Consider the following 25,278-nt stretch of genomic DNA (forward strand, 5'->3'; position numbering starts at 1 on the left):
CGACGGGAGTTTGACGACAGGCCCTAGGAGACCGGGCAGAAGAATACGCTGACCTGCGCGGAGAGGTAGAGGCCCCGCTGGAGGCCGCGGTGGTGGCGGCGTCCGCGCAGGTTCCCGCTGACCGTCCCGGAGTCCCAGGGGACGGGTGCCAGGCGGGCAAACGCGGTCAGGCGGTCGGGGCCGGCGAAGGCGGTGAGTTCACCGCCGGTCGCGGCGACGAACTCCGCTCCAAGAGTGCGTCCCATGCCGGGCATCGCGAGGATGACCTCGGCGTCCTGTTGCCGGCGGAACCGGGTTTCGATTCGGCCGTCGAGTTCGGCCACTCCGTCGCCGTGGGCGGCTACCGAGCGGGCGACGAGCTCGGTGCCCAGCTCTTCGCCTCGCAGGGCGCTCATCTGGTTCTGGGCAGCTTCCACGGCCCGGGCTGCGAGCGCGGCCGCCCCGCCGACCTTACGGTTACGGAGCCATGCCTCCAGCCGCCTGACACCCATGCGGCGGATCGCAGCCGGGGTCCGGTGGCGGTCAGCAAGATGGCGGTGGCCCTTCTTCGTTGGGTCCAGGGCCCGTTCCAGTACGGGGAAGAACTCCAGGAGCTGGGCCCGCAGGCGGTTGATCCGCCAGCTCCGGTCGTGGACCACGCCCAGACGCCGTGCAGTGAGAACCCGCAGGTCGAGGGCAATGTCGTCGCCGGGCCGGAACATGCTCACGCCGCGGCGGACGCGGGCTTGGCCCGCGATGATGAAGGCGTCGCGGGCGTCGGTCTCGTCCTCGCCCCGGTAGGTGGTGGGCGCCTGGTGGACGGCCCGGCCTGTGAGGTATGAGACGGGGCCGGCCGTGGTTGAGGAGGAGACCGGGCAGTTCTGTCTCGTCGTTCATGACGCGGCGGGACAGCTCGGGCACGATTCCCTCCGCCGGCTCGTCGTCACACTGTTCCCGCAGCCGACGTCGTCTTTTACAAGCGACCGAGTCGCGACGCCATGGGACCCTCGGCCGGCTGCTGGAACCGACCGCGGCGTGGGGCACTGAACTGGCGCGCCGGGCCGCCGCACTGACGGCGGAGATCCGGTACGCGATCACGTCGACGTCTTCCAGGCCCTGGTCGAACGGCGGGGTCGAGTCGAAGCCGACCACGCCGAGGGTGTGCAAGCTGCGGGTGACCAGAACACGGGCAGCGGGGTCGGGCGGCCGGTGGTCCAGCCCCCGGAATTTCCGCGCGCATCCGCTCCCGCACACCGGACGTATGCCCCGACAGCGATCCGAACAGACCCTTGACGGACCACTTGTGAGCGTTAACACTCAGGTATCGCCAGGCCGGAGCCGCCGCGAACCCGGACTTCACACAGTGCGAGGAAACGACTCCCGGCCGGCCCCGCTCGACCGCTTCCGGCTTCTCCCAACCGGGTCGCACCTTGCCGGTCGCGGAACATCACTGGAGGAACTGTGCGGAAGCTTTCAGCCGGCCTTGTCACCCTGGGCCTGACACTGTCGCTGGCAGCCTGCGGCCAGAGCGCCAACGGAGCAGGCGAGGGCGGGGGTGGCGGGGAGGCCAAAGGCGGCCTCGTCGGCATCGCGATGCCGACCAAGTCGTCGGAGCGCTGGATCAATGACGGCAACAACATGGTCAAGGAGTTCCAGGCCAAGGGTTACAAGACCGATCTCCAGTACGGCGACAACGTCGTGGAGAACCAGGTCTCCCAGGTGGAGAACATGATCACAAAGGGCGCCAAGCTGCTGGTGATCGCCGCCATCGACGGTTCCTCGCTCACCAACGTGCTGCAGAAGGCCGCCGACGCCCACGTCCCCGTCATCTCCTACGACCGGCTGATCCGCGGCACCGAGAACGTCGACTACTACGCGACCTTCGACAACCACAAGGTCGGCGTCCTCCAGGGCAGTTACATCGTCGAGAAGCTCGGCCTCAAGGACGGCAAGGGCCCGTTCAACATCGAGCTGTTCGCCGGCTCACCGGACGACAACAACGCCACCTTCTTCTTCAACGGTGCGATGAGCGTCCTGAAGCCGTACATCGACGACAAGAAGCTGGTCGTGCAGAGCGGCCAGACCTCCTTCAATCAGATCGCCACACTGCGCTGGGACGGCGGCCTCGCCCAGTCCCGGATGGACAACCTGCTGAGCAAGTCGTACACCGCCGCACGCGTCGACGCCGTGCTCTCGCCGTACGACGGCATCTCGATCGGCATCATCTCCTCGCTCAAGGGCGTCGGCTACGGCGCCGGCCAGCCCATTCCCGTCGTCACGGGCCAGGACGGCGAGTTGGCCTCGGTGAAGTCGATCATCTCGGGCGAGCAGACTCAGACCGTCTACAAGGACACCCGCCAACTGGCCAAGGCAGCAGTCCAGATGGGCGACGCGCTACTGACGGGCGGCAAGCCCGAGGTCAACGACACCGGCCAGTACAACAACGGCGTCAAGACCGTACCGGCGCAGCTGCTCCAGCCGGTCAGCGTCGACAAGGAGAACTACCAGAAGGTTCTGGTGGACAGCGGCCAGTACACCGCGGACCAGCTCAAGTAGCCCACGGAGCCCGACCGACGGGTCCGGCGACGAAGAAACGGCGGTGCGACGCCCGCGGGACCACCCGGCGCCGCACCGCCCCGACGATACGGATGCACAACCATGGCCCGACCCGTTCTCGAGATGCGGTCGATCAGCAAGACCTTTCCCGGTGTCAAGGCCCTCTCCGAGGTCAACCTGACCGTCGCCGCAGGTGAGGTGCACGCCGTCTGCGGCGAGAACGGCGCCGGCAAGTCCACGCTGATGAAGGTGCTCAGCGGGGTCCACCCCCACGGCGGCTACCAGGGCGAGATCTACTTCGAGGGCGAGCCCTGCCGGTTCCGGGACATCCGGGCCAGCGAGCAGCGCGGCATCGTGATCATCCACCAGGAACTCGCACTGGTGCCCTACCTGTCCATCGCCGAGAACATCTTCCTCGGCAACGAGCACGCCACCCGGGGCGTCATCAGCTGGCACAAGACGCTGACCCACGCCGCCGCACTGATCCGGCAGGTCGGACTCGACGAGAGCCCGCACACCAGGATCGCCGATCTCGGCGTGGGCAAACAGCAGTTGGTCGAGATCGCCAAGGCGCTCGCCAAGAAGGTGAAGCTGCTCATCCTGGACGAGCCGACGGCCGCCCTGAACGACGAGGACAGCCGCAAGCTGCTCGACCTGATCCTCGAACTCAAGGCACAGGGCATCTCCTGCGTCCTCATCTCGCACAAATTGAACGAGATCGCCCGGGTCGCCGATGCCGTCACCATCCTGCGCGACGGACGGACCATCGAGACCATCGCGATCGGCCCCGAGGGCATCTCCGAGGAGCGGATCATCCGCGGCATGGTCGGCCGGGACCTGGAACACCGCTACCCCGAGCGCGCCCCCGAGATCGGCGAGGTCGCCTTCGAGATCGAGGACTGGAGCGTCCAGCACCCGATCGACCACCGGCGCAAGGTGGTCGACGGCGTCTCGCTCCACGTCCGTCGAGGCGAGATCGTCGGCATCGCCGGCCTCATGGGCGCCGGCCGCACCGAACTGGCCATGAGCGTCTTCGGTCGATCGTACGGGCGGTGGACCGGCGGCCGGGTGCGGCTGGACGGCCGGGAGATCCGCACCCGGACGGTGCCGGAGGCGATCGGGCACGGCATCGCGTACGTGACCGAGGACCGCAAGCAGCTCGGCCTCAACCTGGGCGACGACATCAGCCGGAACATCTCGCTGAGCGCCCTCGGCAAGGTCGCCCGGCGGGGCTGGGTCGACCGGCACGAGGAGGCACGGATCGCCGAATCGTTCCGGCGGACCATGAACATCAAGGCCCCCTCGGTGTTCGCGGAGACCGGCAAACTCAGCGGCGGCAACCAGCAGAAGGTCGTCCTCAGCAAATGGATCTTCGCCGAGCCGGACGTGCTGATACTCGACGAACCCACCCGGGGCATCGACATCGGTGCCAAGGCGGAGATCTACGCCGTCATCGCCGAACTCGCCGACCAGGGCAAGACGGTGCTCGTCATCTCCTCCGAACTCCCCGAACTCCTGGGCCTGTGCGACCGGATCTACACCATGGCCGAAGGCCGGATCACCGGTGAGGCCAACCGCGCGGAAGCCACCCAGGAATCCCTCATGCGGCTCATGACCACGAGCGCGGCATACCCCGACAAGCAGGTGTGAGGCATGGCCCAGACCAAGACCACCCCGGACACCACGCCCCGCACACCGCTGCGCGGCCAACGACCGTCAGCCGGTGCCGTACTGGCCCGAGCGCTGCGCGGCAACCTGCGCCAGTACGGGATGCTGCTCGCGCTGGCGCTGATCGTGCTGCTGTTCCAGTTCTGGACGGACGGCATCCTGCTCCAGCCGCTCAACATCACCAACCTGATCCAGCAGAACGGCTACATCCTCATCCTGGCCATCGGCATGATGATCGTCATCATCGCCGGGCACATCGACCTGTCGGTCGGGTCGCTCGCCGCCTTCGTCGGGGCGGCCGCCGCGGTGATGATGGTCAAACACCACGCGCCGTGGCCCGTGGCGCTGGTGGCCGCGCTACTGATCGGGGCTCTCGCCGGAGCCTGGCAGGGCTTCTGGATCGCCTATCTCGGGATCCCCTCGTTCATCGTCACGCTGGCCGGCATGCTGCTGTTCCGCGGTGGGACCCAGATCCTCCTGCAGGGCCAGTCGGTGGCGCCGTTCCCCAAGGGCTTCCAGAACATCAGCAGCGGCTTCCTCCCCGCGGTCGGCCCCCACACCAACTACCACAACCTCACCCTGCTGCTGGGCCTCGTGGTGCTGGCCGTCGCGATCCTGCAGGAGGTACGCGGACGGCGGCGGGCCGCCTCGTACGGGCTGGAACCGCTCCCGGCCGGGCTGTTCCTGGTGAAGCTCGGCGCGATCACCGTGGCCGTGGTGGCCTTCACGCTGCTGCTGGCCAGCTACCACGGGGTGCCGATCGTTCTGCTGATCCTCGGCGTCCTGCTGGTCGGCTTCGGATACGTGATGCGCAACTCGATCCTCGGCCGCCACACCTACGCCATCGGCGGAAACGAGGCGGCGGCGAGGCTGTCCGGGGTGAAGAGCAAGCGGGTCGTCTTCCTGGCCTTCGTGAACATGGGCGTCCTCGCGGCCCTGGCCGGGATGGTCTTCGCCGCGCGACTCAACGCGGGTACGCCGCAGGCCGGCATCAACTTCGAGCTGGAGGCGATCGCCGCCGCCTTCATCGGCGGCGCCTCCGCGAGCGGCGGTGTGGGAACCGTCATCGGCGCGCTCACGGGCGGTCTGGTGCTGGGCGTACTGAACAACGGCATGTCGCTGGTCGGCGTGGGTACCGACTACCAGCAGGTGATCAAGGGCCTGGTACTGCTGGCGGCCGTCGGCTTCGACGTCTACAACAAGCGCAAGGCCGGAGCCTGACCCGGCCCTGCCCTGCCCTGCCCTGCCCCTCCTCCGTGCCGCCGCCCGCACGAGGAGGGAGTGCCTCGCCTACCGGGAGCGCCTCCCGCGGCTCCGCTCCCGCGGCTCCGCTCGCGCGTCGACGATCCGCTCGAAGAACTCGTGCTTGAGGAAGGAGACGTCGTACTCGTGACCCGGGTGCGGCGGGATCAGCTGAGCGGCCTGAATCACCCGCCGGCGCGCCCGGAGTGCGGCCACCCCCGACTCGTACGGCGGCTCGTCGCTGTCGCCCGTGGTGGGCGAGGTGCGGCCCGTGCCGTCGTACGGCGACCAGCCCACGACATGGGAGTCCAGCGCCGAGATGGCCGAGTAGGGGACCAGCACCTGCTGCCGCAGCACCGGCGCGGTGCCTTGCGCCCGCTCGGGGAGGATCGCTCCGGTCGTCATGCCTGTGCCTCCGCGGGGCGGTTGGACACCTGTGTCCGGCCGCCCCGAAGGACCCGCCGCGCGCCTGCTTCCCACCGTCGGCAACCTTTTCGCGTCCTGCGGCGACCAGGCAGTGCACCTCGACTCGAATCTTCGAAACGGACGGACATGCAGACTGCACGGCAGGCCGCGCGGCAGCGCAGGCGTAGACACAGGCTGATGCTGGGGACGGCAGTGACACTGACCGCCGCGGGCGTCCTCTTCTGTCTGGCAACAGCCATGCTCCCCGGCCCCATGGCCGGGGCCGACGCCGACGCCGACGCTGCGGCCGACGTGGCCGCCCCCGCCGCCGCCCAAACGGGAGCCACGTCCTCGGCCCCGACGAGCCCAGCACCCCCGGCGGTCGGCTCGCAGGCCGCGGCAACCCCGAGCACGGCCGCCGCGGCGACGCCACCGCCTTCGGCGAAGGAAACCCCACCGGCGGCATCCGCCCCGGCACCGTCGGCAGGACGCATCCAGCCGAATACCACCTACAGGGGCGTAGCCACCGCCTACGCCGCCGCCGACGGCAACGGCGCCTGCCTGTTCGGCCCGACCGACGACCTCATGATCGCGGCGATGAACACCACCGACTACGAGTCGTCCAGGGCGTGCGGCGCGTACGTGCGCGTACGCGCCGCGAACGGCGCTTCGATCACGGTCCGGATCACCAACGAATGCCCGCTGCCCTGCGCGCCCGGACAACTGGACCTCAGCCAACAGGCCTTCGCGAAACTGGCCGAGCTCAAGGTCGGCCGTATCCCGATCACCTGGAGCCTAGTGAGCCCCCGCACGTCCGACACCCTCTCCCTCCGGTACAAGACCGGGTCCAGCGCCCACTGGTGCGGCATCCAGGTGATCGACCACCGGAATCCGGTCGCACGGCTGGAGGTACGCACCAGCAAGGGCTGGCGGAGACTGCCCCGTACCGACTACAACTACTTCCTCTCCGCCGACGGCGGTGGGTGCGGCGGCGCGACAAGGATCACCGACATCTACGGAGAGCAGTTGACGGTCGACGGGACCACGCTGCTGCCGAACGTCGCACAACCGACCCGGGTCCAGTTCGCCGCGCACTGAATCCTCACCGCGGCGGGGTGGCGGAGCCGGGTACGCCGCATCGGCGCGCCCTGGTCAAACCGGGCGCTGGTACGCTGCCGCCCGGATGTTAGCGCACACATTTGCGAAGGGGACGGGCAGCGGACATGGTCTTCGATGACGCGTCCGCGGAGTTCCACGACTTCTTCGAACGCCACTACGCCGAACTCGCCCGGTTCGCCCGTCTCCTTACGGGCGAGGCGGACGGCGCCGACGATCTGGCCGCGGACGCCCTGATCGCACTGTGGCAGCGCTGGGACCGGCTGCGCCGGGCCGAGTACCCACTCGCCTATGCCCGTGGCGTGGTCGCCAACCTGGCACGGTCACGGATCCGCAGCACGGTGCGCGAGCGCCGCCGGATCGCCCTGTTCTGGTCACGCGGTGCGGAGCCGTTGCACGGTCCGGACGTGGCCGCCGTGGTGGACGTGCGGACCGCTCTCGCCCGGTTGCCGTTCCGCAAGCGGTCGTGCGTGGTCCTGCGGCATGCCTTCGACCTGTCGGAGAAGGACACCGCTCTGGCGCTCGGAATATCGGTCGGTACGGTGAAGAGCCAGACCTCGAAGGGGATGGCCGAGCTGGAACGGATGCTGGGCAGCACAGGAGCAGCCGGGGAACTGTTGGCGGGGAGGAGGAGCCGTTGAACGAGGAACTCACCGGGCGGCTGCGCGCGGCCGCCGAGGCCCACCAGCCCGACCGTGCCCGGATCCTGGCACGCGTGGAACGCGGCATGTCCGGCGCCGCCGTCCGCCACCGCGAGTCTTCGGGCGCGAGGCCCTGGCCCAGGATCGCGCTCGCTTCCCTGGCCGCGGCCGGCACTCTGGCGGTCGGCGGCTTCGCCGTCGCCGCCATCGTCAAGTCCCCGCCGGTTCGGCCGGATGTCTCGGGAACCCCCGCCGCGCCCTCCGCGCCCTCCGCGCCCTCCTGGACTCCCCGGCCGACACCGTCGACACCGTCGGCGCCCGCTACCGGCCGCCCGACCACGCCGGACCGTTCGTCCCCGACGGGCCCCAGCCCCTCGGCGTCAGGCGCCACGGGCTCGGCCCAGCCAGGCACCGCGCACGTCCAGGACGGGCCCCTGTCGTCGGCCGGCTCCTTGGCGACGAACAACAACAGCTTCTGGGCGCAGAGCAACATCACCCTCAAGTCCACCCAACCGCTTACCGCACTCACCGTGGAACTGCGCATCACGCAGACCGGCGCAGTGCAGAGCACCGGCAGCTGGCGGACACTGCCCGCCGAGGATTTCACCGTCACCGTGCAGAACGAGGGCGGAGCAGTGGTCTACCGCTGGATCCTCAAGCCGGGCCGCACGGTACCGGCCGGACAGCACGTCTTCGCCGGCCAGTACAACCACGCCGCCGGCGCACGCAAGGTAGAGCACGACGGCTACCGCGTCGACGCCGGCGGTCCCCGCGGCGCCCTCTCGGTCTGGGGCGGCTTCACCCCGGCACGATGAGGCCGTGCCGCTTCGCCAACCCGTGGGTGGACGGCACGGACCGCCGCCCGCCCACGGGCCTGGAGCATCAGGACGGGTCGCCGTACACGCCACGGCCGTAGGCGTCCAGGTAGACCCGCCCGTACACGTCGGGGTCGCCGCTGATGACATTGACGGCGATCCCGCCGAACTGGTGCTGGTCGTCGTCCCTGGCGGCGCGGGTCGCAGAGGGCGCATCCGTCAACACAGAAGCGAGGAGTGGGATGAGGCCCACGACGACGCGTACATGGCGAAGCTGGAGAGGATGAAGGCAGCGACCAGGAGGCGGACAGGTCGACTTCGCCCAACTGGGGTCCTGTTGAGGGCGGGTAGCGGACGACGCTGCGCCAGGCCAGGGCGCACGCAGGGTCAGGGCACGGGCCGGGATGGTTATGGCGGCGAGGATCACGGCCAGGACACCCCCAGCCCGAGCGATTCGCTTCAGCCGCGGGGGGGCGGCGTCGTCCTGGCTGCGCGTGGAACGCCGTTCGTACGAAGCGGGCCGCGAGGAAGCCGGTCAGGGCTGTGGCCGCCGCCAGTCCGATGCCGGTCAGGTTGAGCGGTTCGGTTTCCAGGATCGAGCGGAGTGCGGGGAGGTAGAGCGCGGCTGCCGCGAGGAGTGCGGAGGCGAGGACCGCCAGGGGGAGGAAGAGGTTCTCCTTGGTCAGCAGGCGGGCTCGCAGGCCCAGTACCACTCCGAGCTGGCCGGCGAGCAGGGCGAGGAAGAGCACGCTCTGCCAGGGCAGGCCCCAGGCGCGTGCGGTGAGGGCGGCTGCGAGGCAGGAGGTGGTGACGACGGTGGCGAGCAGGAGGAGTCGCTGCCAGGCGCCGGCGCCGAGGATGTGCTGTCCGGGCGGGCGGGGAGGTCTGTTCATGGCGCCCGGTGAGACGGGTTCGGCGCCCATGGCGACACCGGTGAGGCCGTGGGTGAGGAGGTTGATCCAGAGGATCTGTCCGGCTCGCAGGGGCAGGGGGAGGCCGATGAGGGGGCCGGCGAGCATGACGAGGATCTCGGCCGTTCCACCGGCCAGGCCGTACACGAGGAAGCGCCGGATGTTGTCGTAGACGCGACGGCCTTCCTCGACCGCCGCGACGACCGTCGACAGTTCGTCGTTGGTGAGCACGAGGTCGGCCGCCTGCCGAGCGACCTCCGTGCCGCGCGCGCCCATGGCGACGCCGATGTCGGCTTGGCGCAGGGCGGGTCCGTCGTTGACGCCGTCGCCGGTCATTGCGGTGACGGCGCCGTGGGAGCGCCAGGCTTCCACGATGTCCAGCTTCTGCTGCGGACTCGTACGGGCGAACACGCGGACGGTGGTGAGGTCCGCGACCCGGCCCGCGGCGAGGTCCGCACCCGTGACCACGTTCTCGTGCGAGCTGTCGGCGGACAGCAGGCCGACCTCGGTTGCCACGGCGCGCGCGGTGGCGGGGTGGTCGCCGGTGATGAGGATGGGGGTGATGCCCGCGGCCCGGCAGGCGGCGATGGTGGCCGCGGCCTCCGTTTTGGGCGGGTCACTGATGGCGACCAGGCCGAGCAGGTGGAGGCCGGTCTCGGCGTCGGCGGGGTGGTGGGGGACCTCGTCCCGTGTTCCTGAGGCGATGGCGAGGACGCGGAAGCCGCGGGCAGCCAGCAGCGCGGCTTGCTGTTCCGCTGTGTGGAGCAGGTCCGTGGGGTCGGCGAGGACGGCGGGGTCGAGGATCGCTTCGGGCGCGCCCTTCAGGCACACGAGCACCCGGTCCTCGGGCGTGGTGTGCAGGGTGGTCATGCGTTTGCGCAGGCTGTCGAAGGGGGCTTCGTCAGCGCGCGGGTGGCTTTCGTGGAGGTCGGCCTGATCGGCGCAGCCCGCTTTGGCCGCAGCCGTCAGGAGGGCCGCTTCGGTGGGATCGCCCATGGGGGTCCAGCGGTCGTCGGGCGGGGCGGGTCCCGTCGGCGGTCGGATCGAGGCGTCGTTGCAGAGCGCCGCCGTGGTCAGCAGTTCGCGTAGCGGATCCATTTCCGCCGCCGTCGGGCGTCGGCCGGCGATCAGGACGTCCCCTACCGGCTCGTAGCCGACGCCGGAGAGGTCGGCCGTGGCATGGGGCATCCAGACCTGCTGGACCACCATGCGGCCTTCCGTGAGGGTGCCGGTCTTATCCGTGGCGAGGACCGAGACGGAGCCGAGCGTCTCCACGGCGGGAAGGCGGCGTACGAGCGCGTGCCGCGTGGCCATCCGGCGGGCGCCGAGGGCGAGAGCGAGGGTGACGACCGCCGGCAGCGATTCCGGTACCGCGGCGACCGCCAGGCTGATGGCGGTCACCGCCATGATCCCGACGGGCAGGCCTTGCAGGAGGCCGAGCGCGAAGACGACCAGGCAGAGTCCGAGTGTGGCGACCGCCAGGATCCGTCCAAGGGAGGCGAGGCGGTGCTGCAGCGGGGTCGGCTCCCGCCCGCCTTCGAGGAGGGCGGCGATACGGCCTAGTGCGCTGGCCGCGCCGGTCGCCGCCACCGTGGCCACGCCTCTCCCCCGTACGACGACCGTTCCGGCGCTCAGCGTCGTACCCGGATCCTTGTCCACCGCGACGGACTCGCCGGTGAGCATGGACTCGTCGACGAGGAGGGCCGATGCCTCGGTGAGTTCGGCGTCGGCGGCGACGATGTCGCCCTCTCCGAGGAGGAGCACGTCACCGGGTACGACGTCGGTGGCCGGGACTTCGCGCGGTGTGCCCTCCCTCAGTACGCGTGCTGCCGGGGCCGACATGGCCGAGAGGGCGGCCACCGCGTTGTCGGCGCGGATCTCCTGGGTCACGCCGACGGTGGTGTTGAAGAGGATCACCAGGCCGATGACGACGGAGTCGGCGTGGTCGCCGATGGCGATCGTGAGCAGGACCGCGCCGATCAGGACCATGACCAGGGGGTCTCGGAGCTGCGCCAGGACCCGCGCGTAGAGGGGTGTGGCCGGCTGGGCGGCGATTTCGTTGCGGCCGTGCTCGACGAGGCGGCGCCCGGCCTCGCGTTCGGTGAGCCCGTGAGGTTTCCGTGGGGTGGCGGGTGCTTGGCTGGCCGCGGGCGCGGACATCAGGTCCCTTGCGCGAGGGGGACCGTGATGACCGGACAGTGTGCCCGGTGCAGCAGGCCGTGGACGACGGAGCCGAGGCGCATGCCGGTGTAGCCCCCGTTTCCGCGGCGGCCCAGGACCAGGGCCAGGGCGTGTTCGGCCGCCTTCGCGAGCTCCTCGACCGGGTGGCCTGCGAGCACTTCGTGGGTGAGCGCGACGTCCGGGTACTTCTCCGACCAGCCGGCGACGGTCTCGGACAGCATGCGGCGCTGCGCCTGGATACCGTCGTTGCGGTCCTGGAAGGAGAGCAGGGGCTGGTGCCACACCGAGATGGCCCGCAGCATGCATCCGCGTACGCCCGCTTCCTCGAAGGCCACGGCCAGCGCCGCCTTCGACGAATCGCTGCCGTCGACCGCGACGACCATGTACGGCGACAGTTGACTGACGTGCTCGGCATCGCCGACGACCACGACCGGACAGTGCGCCTGCGCGACGACGGGCACCACCAGCGAACCTGCACTGAGGAACTCCTCGGTGCGGCTGAGGTGTCGCGAGCCGAGCACCAGCACGGGAGCCTTCAGGGAAAGCCGGCCGAGAACGGGTGCCGGAAGCCCGTCGAGCAGGTGGGTGGACAGTTCGAGATCCGGGTGACGCGAGCGCGTCCACACTGCGGCCGCTTCGAGGGTTTCCGCTCCGGTCCGGCGCAGGTCGATGCGGTGCGTGCTCCCGTCGGCGTGCTGGGTGTTGTGCTGCGGTGGCACCACCAGTGCGAGCCCCAGGCCGAGCGCCCGGCGGTGCGCCTCGTCGGCGGCCCAGGCCAAGGCCATGTGCCAGTCCCTGACCGGGTCGATGCCGACGACGATCTCACGGCCTGTCATGTTCTCCATCACGACTCGTTCCCCTGGTCGTTGGCGTGCCGCGGGATGAGCAGCACGGGGCACCGCGCATGGTGCAGGAGGCTGTGGGCCACGTGCCCGAGCGTGCGGCCGATGTAGCCCGGCGAGCGTCGCCCGCCGACGACCAGCAGGTCCGCGTCCTGCGAGGCCTCGGCCAGTACACCGGCCACCGAGAAGCTCTTCTCCAGGTCGGCGTGCACGGTCAGATCCGGGAACTCCTCTCGGATCAGGGCGGCCACGGCCGTCAGGCGCTCCGCGTGCCGGCCGCTGATCTCCTCGACGTCGTCGAGCATGCTCACGACGTTGCCGACGGAGTGCAGCAGGTTCCATACGTGCAGCAGCCGCAGCGACGCCTTGCGCAGCCCGGCTTCGCGCGCCGCGTACCGGGCGCAGTCGAGGTCGTGTTCGTCGTGGACACCGGCCAGCACGCTGCCCGTCTCGACACGCGGGTCCGTACCCCGCACCACGGCCAAGGGGGTGGTGGCACTCGCGGCGGCCTTGAGTCCGACGGAGCCGAGCATCAGCGAGGTGAACCCGCCGAGACCGCGGTTGCCGACGACGATCGTGCCGTGGGCGCCGGCGGCCCGGTGGAGGCTGGGTACGGGTGCGCTGCGGCTGAACTCCGTGGTGACGGGCAGATCGGGATGGAGTGCCACTACGGCCGCCGCGGTGTCGTCGAGTAGTTCGCGGCCCGCTGCTCGGACCCCTTCAAGGGTTTCCACCGATGCGTAGACGGCTCTGCTGTCCGTATCGGCGGCGTGGACGATGTGCAGGGTGCTCCCCCGCCGTGCGACCTCGGCCGCGGCCCACAGGACTGCCCCGCGTGCGGGGTCCGACCCGTCGACACCGACGATGACCGTCCCGAGTTCCGGACCGGCAGTGATGCCTTCCATGGTTTCTCCTGATCGAGGGCCATCGTGCTTGCCCTCCCACGCTGGCATCGCGGGCGCGTGGTCGGCGAGGGCCATAGGGGCCAGGGCAAGGGCCGACTGGTCCCTCCCCGGCACCCCTCCCCGCCTCCCGGAATCGGCGTACGCCCCCGTGGACTGACCCGGTCGGCCCCCGTACAGGACCGTTCGGCCCTCGATACGGATGCCGGCGGGGCGGATCGTGGCTGGTACGGGTGGTGCACACCAGCCCTTTGCGCCCCTGCATGACGACGTACAGGAGGTCCGGTCGTGAAGCACACCCAGGTCGGTGAGGTGATGACGGCAGATGTCGTCTCGGTGGACCGTTCGACGACGTTCCGGGAGATCGCCAAGCTCCTCGCCGACCACGACATCACCGGACTGCCCGTCGTGGACGAGGACGACCGGGTGGTCGGCGTCGTCTCCGAGAGCGCCCTGCTCGCCCGCAAGGCCCTGACGGCCGCGGACATCATGTCGGCTCCCGCTGTCACCATCCGCGCGCAGGAGAGCGTCTCGGAGGCCGGGCAGCTCATGACGCGCCTGGGCCTGCAACGCCTTCCGGTCACCGACGAGGAAGAACGCCTCGCCGGCATCGTCACCCGGCGTGACCTCCTGCGCGTCTTCCTCCGCCCCGATGCCGAGATACGGCGGCACGTGAGCGAGGACGTGCTGTCGGACAGCGTCGGGGCGCCCACCGGGGCGGTGGACATCCATGTCCTGGATGGTGTCGTGACCCTCGCGGGCCGGCTGGAACGGCAGAGCCAGATCCCCCTCGCCCTGCGCCTGACCGCACGACTGGACGGTGTCGTCGCCGTGATGGACGAGCTCACCTCCCGCATGGACGACTCCCGTCTGATCCCACCGGAGCGCGGAGCGCAACCCATCACCTGGTGACCGCGGAACACTCCGCGCAGCCTGAGGAGGCCACCGTCATGAACCACCACGTAACCGTCGGCGTCGACGGCACCCCCCAGAGCCTGGCCGCAGCCCGCTGGGCAGCCCGCGAGGCCACGCTCCGCCAGGCCCCCCTGCGGATCGTCCACGCCGAGGACTGGTCCTCCGGCACGCTGATACCCGAGCTGGATCCCGGGACGCGCGACCGCTGGGCCGACGAGGTCCTGGCCTCCGCCACCGACGAGCTGAAGCAGGCGTACCCCCGCCTGGAGATCTCCACGCGTCGCCTGTCGGGAAGGCCTTCCACGGCTCTGGCGGCGGAGGCCGAGAACGCCGGCCTGCTGGTCCTCGGCTCCCGCGGGCTGGGCAGCGTTGTGGGCTTCGTCGTCGGCTCCGTGAGCCTGTCCACCCTCACCGCCACCGAGACACCCGTCGTCCTCGTACGGGCGGAGGAGGACGGCGGGGAGAACGCGGCCCGCACCCCCTACGGCGAGATCGTCGTGGGCGTCGACATCCACCAGGCCTGCGACAGGGTCCTGGCCTTCGCCTTCGAGGAAGCCTCGCGCCGCGACTGCGCGTTGCGGGCGGTGCACGGCTGGAAGCTCCCTCCCGCGTCCGGCTACTCGCCCGTCCTCAATCCCTCGGTCGCACGCGAAGTCGACCGCACCGTCGCCCAGATGCTCGACGACATGCTCATGCCTTGGCGACTGAAGTTCCCGGACGTGCGGCTCGAGGAGAAGACCTTCATCGGATCGGCGGGACGGGAGCTGGTCCAGGCCACCACGGGCGCGGACCTCGTCGTCATCGGGCGCCGCATCCGCCGCTCGCCCATGGGCACGCACCTCGGCCCGATCGCCCACGCCGTCCTCCACCACACGGCCGCACCGGTCGCCGTACTCGCCCACGACTGACCACCCCCCAAAGCCGCACCGGTACCGCACCATGCCCGGCGGGCCTGCCGGGGACCTGCACGCCCGCTCTCCGAGGAGGACCCGTGAAGGACCTGAGCACCAAGGTGACAGCGGAGCTGGACCCCCGACTCTCCCGCTGGCGTTGGCTGGTCAAATGGATCCTGGCGGTCCCGCACTACATCGTGCTGTTCGACCTGGTCGTCGGCCTCAACCGCTGGGTGCTGCGCGTCATCGCCTACGCCGCACTCATGACGGACGAGTACCCGCCCTTCCGACTCGACCTGGGCGGTGCAGAGCCGCCGGGCATCCCGGACGTCACCCGGTAAGGGCCGGTCGGCTCCACAACGGTCCCCTCGGTCCCCTCTTGGTAGCGGTGGCCGGGGCGGAGTCTGGAACTCACACGTCAACTAAGGGAGATGGGCACCATGGCCAACCTTGTGACCGCCGGCCTCGACGGCTCGCGCGAAAGCGTCGCGGCGGCCCGATGGGCCGCGCACGAAGCAGACCTCCGGGGGGTGCCCCTGGCCCTGGTCCACGTGGAGGAGTGGCTGGAGCGGCCCCCTCTCGCCGTCGCGACCACCGAAGTCCAGCGCGAGTGGGCGCAGGCCCTGCTGCGCGAGGCCGCCGAGGAGATCAAGGGGCTGTACCCGGAGCTGGAGATCACCGCCCGCCGACTGTCGGGGATCCCGGCCACGGCCCTGGCCCACGCGGCCGCCTCTTCGGACATGCTGGTGCTGGGTTCCCGAGGGCTCGGCGGCATCGCCGGATTCATCCTCGGGTCCATCAGCGCCGGGACCATTGCCGCAACCGATCAGCCGGTCGTTCTCGTCCGGGCACCGCACGATGAGGCAACGCGCGCCGAGGGGCGCGGTACCGACGGCCCGATCGTGACAGGAGTGGACATCGGGCGCCCCTGTGACGCGCTGCTCTCCTTCGCCTTCGACGAGGCGGCACGCCGCGGGTGCGCCCTGCGGGTCCTCCACGCCTGGGCACCGCCGCCCGTCGTCGGCTCCGGCTACAGCTACGGTCTCGATCTCGACGTTCAGGAGGAGATCGGTCGTGGGATCGCCACGGCCGTGGACGAGATGATCCGCCCCTGGTGCGAGAAGTACCCCTCGGTGACCGTCACCCCCGAGGTGTTCATCGGCCAGTCCGCGATCCAGCTCGTGGACGCCTCCAAGGGTGCCGCGCTGGTCGTGGTCGGCAGGCGCATCCGGCGCTCCGCCTACGGCACCCACATCGGCGGGATCGCACACGCGGTCCTGCACCACGCCGCCGCGCCGGTCGCCGTCATCGCCCACGAGTGAAGGCACCGAACTTCCCCTGCTGGCATCAGAGCAATGCTCTCGTCGAGCGTCAGGAGCTCGTCACTGCCTGATTACGCATCAACCGAGCCATGCTCTTGACCGTTGCCCCTGCGCACCGTGGTGGCGAAAGGGCCGTCAAGGGCTGCCCATTGCAGGAGCAGGATGGTCTTGCCGTCGGTGATGCGTCCGTCGCGCGTCATGGCGAAGGCTTCTCCGAAGGGCAGTTCGAGGACCTCGATGTCTTCGCCGTCTTCCGCGAGTCCACCGCCGGCCCCGGTCCGGTCGCCGGGGGTGTAAGGGGCGGCGAAGAAGTGGAGGCGCTCGGTGACGGAGCCGGGGCTCATGTACGCGTCGAGGACGTGGGTGAGCGGACCGAGCGTGACGCCGAGTTCCTCGGCGCTCTCGCGTCGGACGGCGGTGGCCGGGTCGTCCGCGTCGAGCAGGCCCGCAGCGGCTTCGATGAGCATGCCGTCGGGGTGGTCGTTGACGTAGGCCGGGTAGCGGAACTGGCGGGTGAGCAGGACGCAGTGGCGTTCGGCGTCGTAGGGCAGGACGACCGCGCCGTTGCCGCGGTCGTAGGTCTCGTGCTGCTGGGTGATCCAGCGTCCGTCGTGGCGGCGGTAGTCGAAGGTGGTGCGGCGCAGTACGTGCCAGCCCTGGGAGGTGAGCTCGACGTCGCGGACCACTACCTCGGGGTTGCGGTCCAGGTCGCGGCCGGCGCGGTCGAGGCCGGTGCGGCCGCGGTGGTCGGGAGTGTCGATACCGGGGCGGGGGCTCACGCGGTCTCCTGCGGGGTACGGGGCGGAATCTCTGTGAGGTCGAGGTAGACGGGCAGGCCGCGGCGGCGGGCGGTGGCGACGTCTTGGTCGGCTCCGGTGGATTCGCCCGGCAGACGCAGCACGGCATCGCAGTGTGCGAGGAGGCGCTCGGCAGCCGGGTACAGCACCTGGTCGGCGAGGGCGTCGGTGGGGCCCGCCCCGGCTGAGCGCAGGACGGGGAGGGCGACCCATTCCCCGATGACGGGGAGGTGGCCGGCGGCGAAGACGGGCCAGGCGGCCGCTTCGAGGCGGGCGAGGTTGGCGGCCATGGCCTGCGGATCGCCGCCCGTGCCGGAGCGGTAGGGCCCGGCGATCAGAATGAGCATGGGCTTGTTGTCGGACATGGGGCGCTACGATACATGCAGAAACGTGCAAGAACAGGAGAGAATACGGATGCTGGCTGCTGAACGGCGTGACCATCTGCTGGATCTGCTCGCCCGCGAGGGCAAGGTCGTCGCCAAGGAAGTCGCCGCCGAGTTGGGGATCTCCGAGGACAGCGTGCGGCGCGGCCTGCGCGATCTCGCGGCCGAGGGATTGTGCCAGCGGGTCTACGGCGGGGCGCTTCCCGCTTCGCCGGCCACCGTGGACTACTCCGCCCGGCAGACCGTGGCCCCGGACGGCAAGCGGAAGGTCGCTTCGGTGGCCGCCGGGCTGGTGCGGCCGGGCAGCGCGCTGATCCTCGACGGCGGCACCACCGCCCTCGCCGTCGCCCACGCGCTACCGCAGGACCTGGCCTGCACCGTGATCACCCACAGCCCGACCATTGCCGCGGCCCTGCTCGATCATGCGCGGGCGGAGCTCTTCCTGCTCGGCGGCCGGATCTTCAAGCACTCCGCGGTCGCCTGCGGTGCCGCTGCGGTCGAGGCCGCACAGAACGTCTCCGCCGACCTGTGCCTGCTCGGCGTCACCGGCGTGCATCCCGCGGCGGGACTGACCACCGGCGACGCCGAGGAGGCCGCGATGAAGCGCGCCCTGGCCTCACGAGCGGCCGAAACCTACATCCTCGCCTCCTCCGAGAAGATCGGCACAGCCTCGCGATACCGCGTCCTGCCCTGGGAGGAGGTCAGCGGGCTGATCACCGACGCCGACCCGCACGAGGCGCTCATCGAGCAACTCACCGCGCTCGGCGTGAAAATCCTGGCAGCCGGCTGACCTCACGGACCGAACGCCCGCCGACCGGCCAAGAGGTGATCCAAGGCACTGTCCCGCCCCGACCACCCAGCCATCCAAGGGAATTGGCCATTGCTCTCGTCTCAAGTGTGCACAGGCTTGCGGGTGCGCCGCCTGAAGCGGCGCAGTCCGTCGGTGCCCCAGACCAGGACGGGGAAGACCGCGATGAGGGCGACCACGTCGAGGGGCAGGGCCGCGGTACCGAAGAGGCCTTGCAGGGGCGGCACGTAGACCAGGGCTGCCGTGAAGACGAGTTCGAAGGCGATGCCGGCCAAGAGCAGCGGGTTGGTGAAGAAGCCGGATGGCGCGCAGTGACACGTGGTCGGTGCGGGCGGCCACCGCCCTGCCGACCTGGCAGGTGACGATGCCGGCGAAGGTGGCGGTCGTAGCGGTGACGTAGGCGTGGTGCAGTGGGTTCGGCTGTCGACGTTCCATACGGCCAGCCCGACGGCCACTCCGCAGAAAGCGGCCACGAGAGTCGACACGGCGAAGGCGACGAGCCACCGGGTGCGCGTGCGGTCAGCCGTCCGCCGCAGTGGATTGGGCGGTGTTCCGTGACGCATGTCGGGTCTCCGGCACCGGGAGTCTCCTCATTGGGCGGGTGAGGCGGCAGCGGTGAGTTCGGCGCCGATGTGGTGGGCCCAGGCCTGGATGCGCTCGGGGTTGCGGAAGTCTCCGCTCTTGCCCTGGCGTACGAGGGCGCGGGCGAGCAGGCCGGGCGTGCCCTCCGTGAGGCTGCCGCCGAAGGTGATGTGGTCGCGGGCGCCGAGCTGCCGCATCTGCCGGGCGACCGCCCGTACCGGCGGGATGTCGTTGCGTTCGGCGGAGGAGTCCACCGGTCCGCTGCTGAACAGCCAGACGGGACGGTGCTTCAGGTATCGGGCGTTGCGCTTCGCGCAGCGCCGGGCGCGGCCGTTCCACCGCCCGGCGTACAGGGAGCCGCCCAGCACCACCCCGTCGTAACCGCGGACGTCCGTGACATCGCCGGCCGGGACCACCCACACGTCGATGCCGTCCTCGCGCAACGCCGTTCCGATCTGCTCCGCGATCCCGGCGGTTGCACCGCGCTTGCTTCCGTAGGCGACCAGAACCTGTTTCGCACTCATGCGCTTCCTCCTTCGGTCGTTCCTGCGAGCCCGTACGCGATACGTCTTGGCACTTCCTCCACTGTCCACTCGGGGACGCGCGGCCCGTAGGGGCCACCGGGGGCCGGGTAGGGGCCGTTCGGCCCTCTCGGGCCGGTCCGGCCACGACGGGGATCTCCGAGAGACGGCCTAGTCCCCGGGAAGCCGGAACCAGTGCTCGTCTCCGGCCGTCACCACGACGGCCTGTTCCCCGGGCAGCATGAGGGCCAGGGGACCTTGGCAGGATGCCGGGACGGTGATGCCGAACCTGCCGGAAAGCAGTCGCACGCGGACACCGCGGTGTCCCCGATGGCAGAGCGTGAAGGAGACGGGCTCCATCTCCCCCAGGGGGACGGGATCGACGTACAGGCCTTCGGGGCCGGTCTCCAGCCCCGTGACACCGCGCTCCGCGAGGTCCAGGGTGCCGGCCATGGCGCCCAGGTGGATTCCCTCGTCGGTGGCCCCGCCCTGAATGTCCGTCACATCTGCGAGGAGTGCCTCCTCGCAGTACTTCCAGGCGTCCGGGTCCTTCTGGCGGGCCAGCACCCAGCCGTGGACGAGGCTGCTGAGCGTCGATCCGTGGCTCGTGCGCGGCAGGTAGTACGCGACGGTCTCCCGCCATACCGCGTCGTCGAGCCGGTATCCAAGCCGGGCGAAGAGGCCGTACAGCTCGGCGGGCCGGAAGAGGTGGCCGAGCATGATCACATCGGCCTGTTTCGACGCCTGGTAGCGGTTGACGGTATCCCCTTCGGCTTCCAGGATCCGGTCGAGCCGGCGGACGTCTCCGTACCGGGCGCGGTAGGCCGCCCAAGCCAGCTCGGCCAGGTCTCCGTAGCCCTCGAACTGGCTGATGACGCCCCGGTGGAACGGGACGTACAGGCGGCGGGACACGTCTTCCCAGCGTTCCAGCGCGCCGCGGTCCAGGGCGAGCCGTTCGGTCAGCTCCATTCGGCGGGCGGGGGGCAGCACGTCGAGCAGTTCGAGCCCCTGCTGGATCACCCAGGCCGCCATCACGTTGGTGTAGGCGTTGTCGTCGATTCCGGGTTCCGTGGCGTCCGGATAGGCGTCGTGGTACTCGTCCGGGCCCAGCACGCCGCGGATGCGGTATCGCTTCCGTTCGGAGTCGTAGGCAGCGGCTCCGGCCCAGAAGCGGGCGACCTCCAGGAGCAGTTCGGCGCCGGGGCCGTGCAGGAAGGCGGTGTCCCCCGTGGCTCGCCCGTACCGGCAGACGTTCAGGGCTATGGCGGAGCCGACGTGGCGTTGGAGGTGCGAGTGGTCGGGCAACCAGCGGCCCGAGCGGGGGTTGAGGTGCAGGGCCTGGCTCTCCTCCTGTCCCGAACTTCCGCTCTGCCAGGGGAACATCGCCCCGCTCTGCCCTGCCAGCCGGGCAGCATCACGTGCGGCCGGGAGACGTCGGTGGCGGTACATGAGCAGGGCCCGCGCCACTTCGGGGAAGTGCAGGGTGATGTAGGGCAGGACGAAGAGTTCGTCCCAGAAGACATGGCCCCGGTAGGCCTCACCGTGCAGCCCCCGTGCGGGGACGCCGACGTCCAGCTCTGCGGTGTGCGGGGAGAGCGTCTGCAGCACGTGGAAGGCATGAAGGCGCAGGATCCGGCCCGTCTCCCCCGAGACCGTCAACTCGCCCTGCTCCCAGAGTCGTTCCCAGGCCGAGTGCTGCGCAGTGAGCAGGTCCGGGAACCCGGGGGCCCGCGAGGCGTGTGCGATCGCGCGTGACAGGAGCTCTCCGCCGGGCCTGTCGAGGGAGGTGTACAGGGCTGCGGTCTTCACCACAGTCGCGGAGCGCCCGGGTGCCACGGGCAGTCTGAACGTCTGCACCGTCCCTGCCGCAGCGTGGCTCGTCTTCGTGGGGGCGCCGGGTCGGGTGGTCGTCCTGACGGCGAGGGCCATTTCGGTGCGGGAGGAGGAAGTGCGGCAGGCGATCCATGCGACGCCGTGCGGTGCGAAGCCCGTCCGGTGGTCGGTGAGGTGATGGCCGTCGAGCCCCCTGTAGCGTTCCACTCCCGCGTTGGCCACGTCTCCGTCGAGCGCTGATTCCACTTCGACCAAGCCGCTCCAGCCGTACGCGTGGAAGGTGGTCCGCTGGGCCGCGAGGTAGGGGTCCCCCATGTGCACGATGCGGACGTGGGTGACGCCGAGGCGGCCGCCGCGGTCGTCCTGGAAGAGCATGTGCCGTGTGAGCGTCCCCCGGCGCAGGTCGAGCACCACCTTGTAGTGAAGCATCCCCGGGTCGTCGGGAGTCAGCCAGTCGCCCGGGAGTCCGTCGTCGGCGATGCAGCGGTACCGCAGCAGCGTCCAGTTGGGCAGGTTGACCATGTCCTCGTTGTCGACCTGCTGCCCGGCCACGTGCGAGGTGAGCCGGTTGTAGCAGCCGGCTGCGTAGGTGGCGGGATAGTGCACGGGTCCCGCCGGGTTCTCGGGGGCCGCACCGCGCGTGGCGAACCTGCCGTTGCCCAGTGTGCACAGGGCTTCGACGAGCCGCTCCTTCTCGGGGTCGTAGTGGCCGTACTCCCATGTCCACGAGGCGGTCACGGTCCTGCGCCGCAGACGTAGTCGGCGACGGTGAGGAGTTCGGCGGCGACCAGGTCCGCCCCGCGTTCCCGTAGTCCCCGCGCAGTGGCGGGGGTCATCGTCCGGTCGAGGCCGATCACGAGGCCGAAGTGACCGCGCCGACCTGCTTCGACACCCGCGAGGGCGTCTTCCACCACCGCGCAGCGGGCGGGGTCCACCCCGAGCCGCACGGCCGCTTCGAGGAACAGGGCGGGGTCCGGCTTGCCCGCCAGTCCCAGTTCGGCGGCGTCCGTGCCGTCCACCACCGCGTCGAAGTGGTCCAGGAGGGAAGCTGATCCGAGAAGCGGCCGGGCATGCCGGGATGCCGATACGGCGGCGCAGCACACGCCGTGCGCCCGCAGCCGGGCGAGCGTCGGGGCGACGTCGGTGAAGGCGTCGACGGCCCCGGACCGCAGCGTGCGTACGAACGCCTTCTCCTTGCGCGCGGCGACCGCCCAGACCGTGTCGTCGCCCGGTGCGCTGCCGGGGCTGCCGGTCGGCAACTCGATGCCACGGGAGTCCAGGAAGGAGTTCGCCCCCTCCAGCCGGGGTTTGCCGTCGACCCACTGGCGGTATTCACGGTCCGCGTCGAAGGGCGGCTGCCTCCCCTGCCCGGACGAGGCCCAGGCGTCCAGACAACTGTCGAAGGCGGTCTTCCAGGCCGCGGCGTGCAGCCGTGCCGAGTCGAGCAGTACTCCGTCGGTGTCGAACACGACGGCATGCGGGGCGCTCACCCGGATCCCACACGGCGGCCGGTGATCCGGGTGGGGGTCACGGACATCCAGTGCGTACGGGGTCCGCCGGCCCAGGGGAGCGAGCGGGCGACGGAGTACAGGTGGCTGACCCGCTCCCCGTCCGTGACGCCGGACACCTCGCCGACGGCCATGATGCTCCAGCCTTTGCGCATCGCATCGTCGATGTGGTCCACCTCGAAGGCGACCTCGGTCCCTGATGCCTCGGCGAGCCGCGAGTCGGCCGCCGTGCGGAACGCGATCTCGTTTCCCACAACGACATAGTTGACGGGAAAGACGGCAAGTCCTTCCATGTCGGAGAACCCGACCCTGCCGATGCCGTGGGTGGAGAGCAGGCGCAGGCACTCGGTCTCGCTCAACACCGTCGACTCGGAACCTCGCATCGCGGTCCCCATACCGGGGGGACTATCGGTCGTTCTCCCGGTCAGCTCGGCAACGGTGGTCCCCAGCCCTTCCGCGAGACCCACGAGCATGCCCATGCTGGGCGCCGCCGCCCGCTCCTCCACGTAGGCGATGTACGACGCAGCGGCCCCGCAGCGCTCCCCGAGTTCCTCACGCGTGATTCCCAGCTCTTCACGGCGGGCGGTCACGCGTCGTCCGAGGTCACCCCGGGCAGCGGGAACCTTGACCGGGGACGCATCTGCCGTGGTCTCTCCCATGATCGTCACACCCTTGCGGTTCGTAGCAGGTACAGGAACTCGGCGACGCACTGGGCGTCAACCTCAGGCTGTACCCGCCACCGGTCCACGCACAGGGCCGGACGGTCCCCTACCGGGGCCGGTCGGGCCCATGCGACCCTCTCCTCGGGTTCACGGCGCGGGAGGCCCGCCATCGCTGTCCGCTTCGGGAACCAGCCGGCGGTGGAGTTCCGTGGTCATCGCATGGATGGCACGGGTCAGTTCCGTATTGGTCTTGAGCTCCAGCTCCTGCTCGACGAAATCGTGGTCGGCCTTCGCCTGCTGGAACGCCGCCTGCCGGTTCTGGCCGATCATCACGAACGTCGACAGGAAGATCGCCTCCAGAGAGACGACGAGCGTCAGCATCGGCCAGGGATTGGCCTCCACGAACAGCATCCAGAGAGCGAAGCCGATCGCGTGGAGATAGACGAACGGCATGGAGCCGGCGAACTTCGTGATCGCGTCGGCGACCCGCAGCTGGACATCGGCTGCCCGGTTCGTACGGTGTGCAACGACGACCGGATGATGCCGCGCCCCGGCCTCGGTTCCCTCCATCTGCCTGCCTCCTCGGGACGAGCACCCTGACGCGGTCCTACGCCCCGCATCGTCTCAAACCAGCCATCGATCTCGGCGTACCACCAGGGCCTGTTGTCCTCCGGGAGCGACGTGACCCGCCAACGATCCGACCGCCCACACTCCACGCCCGGCCGAGGGCGCAGAAGGGGCCGACCGGCCCCATCCAGGGGCCGGTCCTGCCCTTCCCGCCCCCGGCCCCGGCCCCGGCCCGCGGGAGCAGGGTTCACGCACCGGCTCGACCGGCGCATGCCCCGGCCTGTGGTTCGAAGGAGCACTCATGACGACCACGTACCGGATCGCGGAGCTGGACGCGCACTGGCGCGCCGCGAACTATCTGGCCGCCGGCCAGATCTACCTTTTGGACAATCCGCTGCTCGCCGAGCCGCTGCGGGCTGAGCACATCAAGCCGCGGCTGCTCGGTCACTGGGGCACCGCCCCCGGCCTGAACCTCGTCCACACCCACCTGAACCGGGTGATCGAGGAGCGTTCCCTGGAGGCCCTGTGCGTCTGGGGACCCGGCCACGGCGGGGCGGCCGTCCTCGCCAACTCCTGGCTGGAGGGCACGTACAGCGAGATCTATCTGTCGCGGATCCCGGAGCAGGAGCTCGACGCGCTGCTGCGCGGCTACGGGCACGACCCCCTCTACGTCTCCGGCCACGACCCCGCCCTCGTCCATCCGGCCATGGCCGGAGCCATGGGCCAGGCCCTCGACCGCATCCACGCCATCCAGCGGGAAGCGCGGGCCGCAGGCACCGACCCGGGCGGCGCGCGCGCACGCTGGCCGATGATCGTCCTGCGGACCCCCAAGGGCTGGACGGGAAGCACCCTGCACGAGCCGACCCGGGTCTTGGGCCGCTACCTCGCGCAGGTCATGGGGGCCACGGCGGGGCGGCGGGACTTCCGGGTGGTCGGGCCGGACGAGACCGCGAGCAACCACCTCGACGACCTGTACCAGGACGCCGTGGCCGCAGAGGCCCGGGCCGCCGGATGGGTGCAGGGCGCCGCCCAGGGGGGCGATCCCTCACGATGAGGCGCCCACCGTCCGGCCCGGGACATGAAATGGAGAATTCAATTCCTCAGCCCGATCCGGACAGACTTAGATCTCCCGGAGGTCGCCGACTGGTCCTGGCCCTACTGAGCGGCCGCTCCGGGGCAGAGCACGGGGGCCGCTCGGGTCCGGGAGGGTACCGAACGGCCCTTCTCGG

The 25,278-nt window shown here is 70.4% G+C and carries 24 protein-coding genes and 2 pseudogenes; 12 read left to right on the top strand and 14 right to left on the bottom strand.

Annotation, left to right across the window (positions count from 1 at the left end; genetic code table 11):
- Window positions 1-23 precede the first annotated feature (23 nt).
- Window positions 24-491 carry a transposase gene (locus ACFVX6_RS33405; RefSeq protein WP_389697927.1) on the bottom strand — a complete coding sequence of 156 codons (468 nt, stop codon included), beginning with the start codon at window positions 489-491 and terminating at the stop codon, window positions 24-26.
- Window positions 492-635: 144 nt separating this feature from the next.
- Window positions 636-767: pseudogene (locus ACFVX6_RS33410) on the bottom strand (IS110 family transposase); the annotation flags it as partial.
- A 673-nt stretch (window positions 768-1,440) separates the two neighbouring features.
- Here ACFVX6_RS33410 and chvE point away from each other — a divergent pair.
- The 3 genes from chvE (at window position 1,441) to mmsB (ending at window position 5,424) form a co-directional block, all read left to right on the top strand.
- The gene (chvE, locus tag ACFVX6_RS33415; RefSeq protein ID WP_389697871.1) at window positions 1,441-2,535 is read left to right on the top strand and encodes a multiple monosaccharide ABC transporter substrate-binding protein; all 1,095 of its coding nucleotides are present in this window, start codon (window positions 1,441-1,443) and stop codon (window positions 2,533-2,535) included.
- Window positions 2,536-2,637: 102 nt separating this feature from the next.
- Entirely contained in the window at window positions 2,638-4,185 is a 1,548-nt protein-coding gene (mmsA, locus tag ACFVX6_RS33420; protein ID WP_389697873.1) for a multiple monosaccharide ABC transporter ATP-binding protein, read from the top strand.
- A 3-nt stretch (window positions 4,186-4,188) separates the two neighbouring features.
- A complete protein-coding gene (mmsB, locus tag ACFVX6_RS33425) occupies window positions 4,189-5,424 on the top strand; it encodes a multiple monosaccharide ABC transporter permease (protein WP_389697875.1) in 1,236 nt (411 codons plus the stop codon).
- A gap of 69 nt (window positions 5,425-5,493) precedes the next feature.
- Here mmsB and ACFVX6_RS33430 read toward each other — a convergent pair whose 3' ends face one another.
- A complete protein-coding gene (locus tag ACFVX6_RS33430) occupies window positions 5,494-5,850 on the bottom strand; it encodes a hypothetical protein (RefSeq protein ID WP_389697877.1) in 357 nt (118 codons plus the stop codon).
- A 198-nt stretch (window positions 5,851-6,048) separates the two neighbouring features.
- Between ACFVX6_RS33430 and ACFVX6_RS33435 the strand changes: the two genes are divergently transcribed.
- The 3 genes from ACFVX6_RS33435 (at window position 6,049) to ACFVX6_RS33445 (ending at window position 8,422) form a co-directional block, all read left to right on the top strand.
- On the top strand, window positions 6,049-6,948 hold the full coding sequence (locus ACFVX6_RS33435; protein ID WP_389697879.1) for an expansin EXLX1 family cellulose-binding protein: 900 nt from the start codon (window positions 6,049-6,051) through the stop codon (window positions 6,946-6,948).
- A gap of 125 nt (window positions 6,949-7,073) precedes the next feature.
- Entirely contained in the window at window positions 7,074-7,607 is a 534-nt protein-coding gene (locus ACFVX6_RS33440; protein WP_389697881.1) for a SigE family RNA polymerase sigma factor, read from the top strand.
- A complete protein-coding gene (locus ACFVX6_RS33445) occupies window positions 7,604-8,422 on the top strand; it encodes a hypothetical protein (protein ID WP_389697882.1) in 819 nt (272 codons plus the stop codon). Before ACFVX6_RS33440 ends, ACFVX6_RS33445 begins: the two co-directional genes overlap by 4 nt.
- Here ACFVX6_RS33445 and ACFVX6_RS33450 read toward each other — a convergent pair.
- The 3 genes from ACFVX6_RS33450 to ACFVX6_RS33460 are packed head-to-tail and all read right to left on the bottom strand — an operon-like array spanning window position 8,353 to window position 13,261.
- Window positions 8,353-11,493: a cation-translocating P-type ATPase gene (locus ACFVX6_RS33450; RefSeq protein ID WP_389697884.1), complete on the bottom strand. Its 3,141-nt coding sequence runs from the start codon at window positions 11,491-11,493 to the stop codon at window positions 8,353-8,355. The two genes, ACFVX6_RS33445 and ACFVX6_RS33450, sit on opposite strands and share 70 nt — an antisense overlap.
- A complete protein-coding gene (locus ACFVX6_RS33455) occupies window positions 11,493-12,359 on the bottom strand; it encodes a universal stress protein (protein WP_389697886.1) in 867 nt (288 codons plus the stop codon). The genes ACFVX6_RS33450 and ACFVX6_RS33455 overlap by 1 nt, the downstream gene beginning before the upstream one ends.
- On the bottom strand, window positions 12,359-13,261 hold the full coding sequence (locus ACFVX6_RS33460) for a universal stress protein (RefSeq protein WP_389697888.1): 903 nt from the start codon (window positions 13,259-13,261) through the stop codon (window positions 12,359-12,361). Before ACFVX6_RS33460 ends, ACFVX6_RS33455 begins: the two co-directional genes overlap by 1 nt.
- Window positions 13,262-13,546: 285 nt before the next feature.
- Here ACFVX6_RS33460 and ACFVX6_RS33465 point away from each other — a divergent pair, with 285 nt between their 5' ends.
- The 4 genes from ACFVX6_RS33465 (at window position 13,547) to ACFVX6_RS33480 (ending at window position 16,388) form a co-directional block, all read left to right on the top strand.
- A complete protein-coding gene (locus ACFVX6_RS33465; RefSeq protein ID WP_389697890.1) occupies window positions 13,547-14,170 on the top strand; it encodes a CBS domain-containing protein in 624 nt (207 codons plus the stop codon).
- Between the two features lie 38 nt (window positions 14,171-14,208).
- Window positions 14,209-15,081 carry a universal stress protein gene (locus tag ACFVX6_RS33470; RefSeq protein WP_389697892.1) on the top strand — a complete coding sequence of 291 codons (873 nt, stop codon included), beginning with the start codon at window positions 14,209-14,211 and terminating at the stop codon, window positions 15,079-15,081.
- 83 nt (window positions 15,082-15,164) lie between these two features.
- Window positions 15,165-15,407 carry a hypothetical protein gene (locus ACFVX6_RS33475; protein WP_389697894.1) on the top strand — a complete coding sequence of 81 codons (243 nt, stop codon included), beginning with the start codon at window positions 15,165-15,167 and terminating at the stop codon, window positions 15,405-15,407.
- A gap of 99 nt (window positions 15,408-15,506) precedes the next feature.
- On the top strand, window positions 15,507-16,388 hold the full coding sequence (locus ACFVX6_RS33480) for a universal stress protein (protein WP_389697896.1): 882 nt from the start codon (window positions 15,507-15,509) through the stop codon (window positions 16,386-16,388).
- 71 nt (window positions 16,389-16,459) lie between these two features.
- Here ACFVX6_RS33480 and ACFVX6_RS33485 read toward each other — a convergent pair whose 3' ends face one another.
- Window positions 16,460-17,167 carry an NUDIX domain-containing protein gene (locus tag ACFVX6_RS33485; RefSeq protein ID WP_389697897.1) on the bottom strand — a complete coding sequence of 236 codons (708 nt, stop codon included), beginning with the start codon at window positions 17,165-17,167 and terminating at the stop codon, window positions 16,460-16,462.
- Window positions 17,164-17,532, bottom strand: coding sequence for a DUF4406 domain-containing protein (locus ACFVX6_RS33490; RefSeq protein WP_389697929.1), 369 nt, complete (start codon window positions 17,530-17,532; stop codon window positions 17,164-17,166). The genes ACFVX6_RS33485 and ACFVX6_RS33490 overlap by 4 nt, the downstream gene beginning before the upstream one ends.
- A 67-nt stretch (window positions 17,533-17,599) precedes the next feature.
- Here ACFVX6_RS33490 and ACFVX6_RS33495 point away from each other — a divergent pair, with 67 nt between their 5' ends.
- On the top strand, window positions 17,600-18,358 hold the full coding sequence (locus ACFVX6_RS33495; RefSeq protein ID WP_389697899.1) for a DeoR/GlpR family DNA-binding transcription regulator: 759 nt from the start codon (window positions 17,600-17,602) through the stop codon (window positions 18,356-18,358).
- Between the two features lie 101 nt (window positions 18,359-18,459).
- Here ACFVX6_RS33495 and ACFVX6_RS33500 read toward each other — a convergent pair whose 3' ends face one another.
- The 6 genes from ACFVX6_RS33500 to ACFVX6_RS33525 all read right to left on the bottom strand — a co-directional run bounded on the left by ACFVX6_RS33500 (window position 18,460) and on the right by ACFVX6_RS33525 (window position 24,052).
- A complete protein-coding gene (locus tag ACFVX6_RS33500) occupies window positions 18,460-18,651 on the bottom strand; it encodes a cation transporting ATPase C-terminal domain-containing protein (protein WP_389697901.1) in 192 nt (63 codons plus the stop codon).
- Between the two features lie 315 nt (window positions 18,652-18,966).
- Window positions 18,967-19,482 carry a flavodoxin domain-containing protein gene (locus ACFVX6_RS33505; RefSeq protein WP_389697903.1) on the bottom strand — a complete coding sequence of 172 codons (516 nt, stop codon included), beginning with the start codon at window positions 19,480-19,482 and terminating at the stop codon, window positions 18,967-18,969.
- A gap of 168 nt (window positions 19,483-19,650) precedes the next feature.
- Complete coding sequence (locus tag ACFVX6_RS33510; RefSeq protein ID WP_389697905.1) at window positions 19,651-22,050, bottom strand: glycoside hydrolase family 65 protein; 2,400 nt, start codon at window positions 22,048-22,050, stop codon at window positions 19,651-19,653.
- Window positions 22,047-22,802: an HAD-IA family hydrolase gene (locus tag ACFVX6_RS33515; RefSeq protein WP_389697907.1), complete on the bottom strand. Its 756-nt coding sequence runs from the start codon at window positions 22,800-22,802 to the stop codon at window positions 22,047-22,049. The genes ACFVX6_RS33510 and ACFVX6_RS33515 overlap by 4 nt, the downstream gene beginning before the upstream one ends.
- A complete protein-coding gene (locus tag ACFVX6_RS33520) occupies window positions 22,799-23,479 on the bottom strand; it encodes a helix-turn-helix domain-containing protein (RefSeq protein ID WP_389697909.1) in 681 nt (226 codons plus the stop codon). Before ACFVX6_RS33520 ends, ACFVX6_RS33515 begins: the two co-directional genes overlap by 4 nt.
- Before the next feature lie 150 nt (window positions 23,480-23,629).
- A complete protein-coding gene (locus tag ACFVX6_RS33525; RefSeq protein WP_389697911.1) occupies window positions 23,630-24,052 on the bottom strand; it encodes a DUF1003 domain-containing protein in 423 nt (140 codons plus the stop codon).
- A gap of 298 nt (window positions 24,053-24,350) precedes the next feature.
- Here ACFVX6_RS33525 and ACFVX6_RS33530 point away from each other — a divergent pair.
- Window positions 24,351-25,028: pseudogene (locus tag ACFVX6_RS33530) on the top strand (hypothetical protein); the annotation flags it as partial.
- Between the last annotated feature and the right edge of the window lie 250 nt (window positions 25,029-25,278).

Origin of the sequence: Streptomyces sp. NPDC058289, assembly GCF_042880975.1 — a bacterium.
GTDB lineage: Bacteria > Actinomycetota > Actinomycetes > Streptomycetales > Streptomycetaceae > Streptomyces > Streptomyces stoeckheimensis.

Bases quoted from the DNA above. Each gene is read 5' to 3' on its own strand.
- ACFVX6_RS33405 (WP_389697927.1), bottom strand. From the start codon at position 491: ATGGGTGTCAGGCGGCTGGAGGCATGGCTCCGTAACCGTAAGGTCGGC.
- mmsA (WP_389697873.1), top strand. From the start codon at position 2,638: ATGGCCCGACCCGTTCTCGAGATGCGGTCGATCAGCAAGACCTTTCCC.
- mmsB (WP_389697875.1), top strand. From the start codon at position 4,189: ATGGCCCAGACCAAGACCACCCCGGACACCACGCCCCGCACACCGCTG.
- ACFVX6_RS33430 (WP_389697877.1), bottom strand. From the start codon at position 5,850: ATGACGACCGGAGCGATCCTCCCCGAGCGGGCGCAAGGCACCGCGCCG.
- ACFVX6_RS33435 (WP_389697879.1), top strand. From the start codon at position 6,049: ATGCTGGGGACGGCAGTGACACTGACCGCCGCGGGCGTCCTCTTCTGT.
- ACFVX6_RS33440 (WP_389697881.1), top strand. From the start codon at position 7,074: ATGGTCTTCGATGACGCGTCCGCGGAGTTCCACGACTTCTTCGAACGC.
- ACFVX6_RS33450 (WP_389697884.1), bottom strand. From the start codon at position 11,493: ATGTCCGCGCCCGCGGCCAGCCAAGCACCCGCCACCCCACGGAAACCT.
- ACFVX6_RS33455 (WP_389697886.1), bottom strand. From the start codon at position 12,359: ATGGAGAACATGACAGGCCGTGAGATCGTCGTCGGCATCGACCCGGTC.
- ACFVX6_RS33460 (WP_389697888.1), bottom strand. From the start codon at position 13,261: ATGGAAGGCATCACTGCCGGTCCGGAACTCGGGACGGTCATCGTCGGT.
- ACFVX6_RS33470 (WP_389697892.1), top strand. From the start codon at position 14,209: ATGAACCACCACGTAACCGTCGGCGTCGACGGCACCCCCCAGAGCCTG.
- ACFVX6_RS33480 (WP_389697896.1), top strand. From the start codon at position 15,507: ATGGCCAACCTTGTGACCGCCGGCCTCGACGGCTCGCGCGAAAGCGTC.
- ACFVX6_RS33490 (WP_389697929.1), bottom strand. From the start codon at position 17,532: ATGCTCATTCTGATCGCCGGGCCCTACCGCTCCGGCACGGGCGGCGAT.
- ACFVX6_RS33495 (WP_389697899.1), top strand. From the start codon at position 17,600: ATGCTGGCTGCTGAACGGCGTGACCATCTGCTGGATCTGCTCGCCCGC.
- ACFVX6_RS33505 (WP_389697903.1), bottom strand. From the start codon at position 19,482: ATGAGTGCGAAACAGGTTCTGGTCGCCTACGGAAGCAAGCGCGGTGCA.
- ACFVX6_RS33520 (WP_389697909.1), bottom strand. From the start codon at position 23,479: ATGGGAGAGACCACGGCAGATGCGTCCCCGGTCAAGGTTCCCGCTGCC.
- ACFVX6_RS33525 (WP_389697911.1), bottom strand. From the start codon at position 24,052: ATGGAGGGAACCGAGGCCGGGGCGCGGCATCATCCGGTCGTCGTTGCA.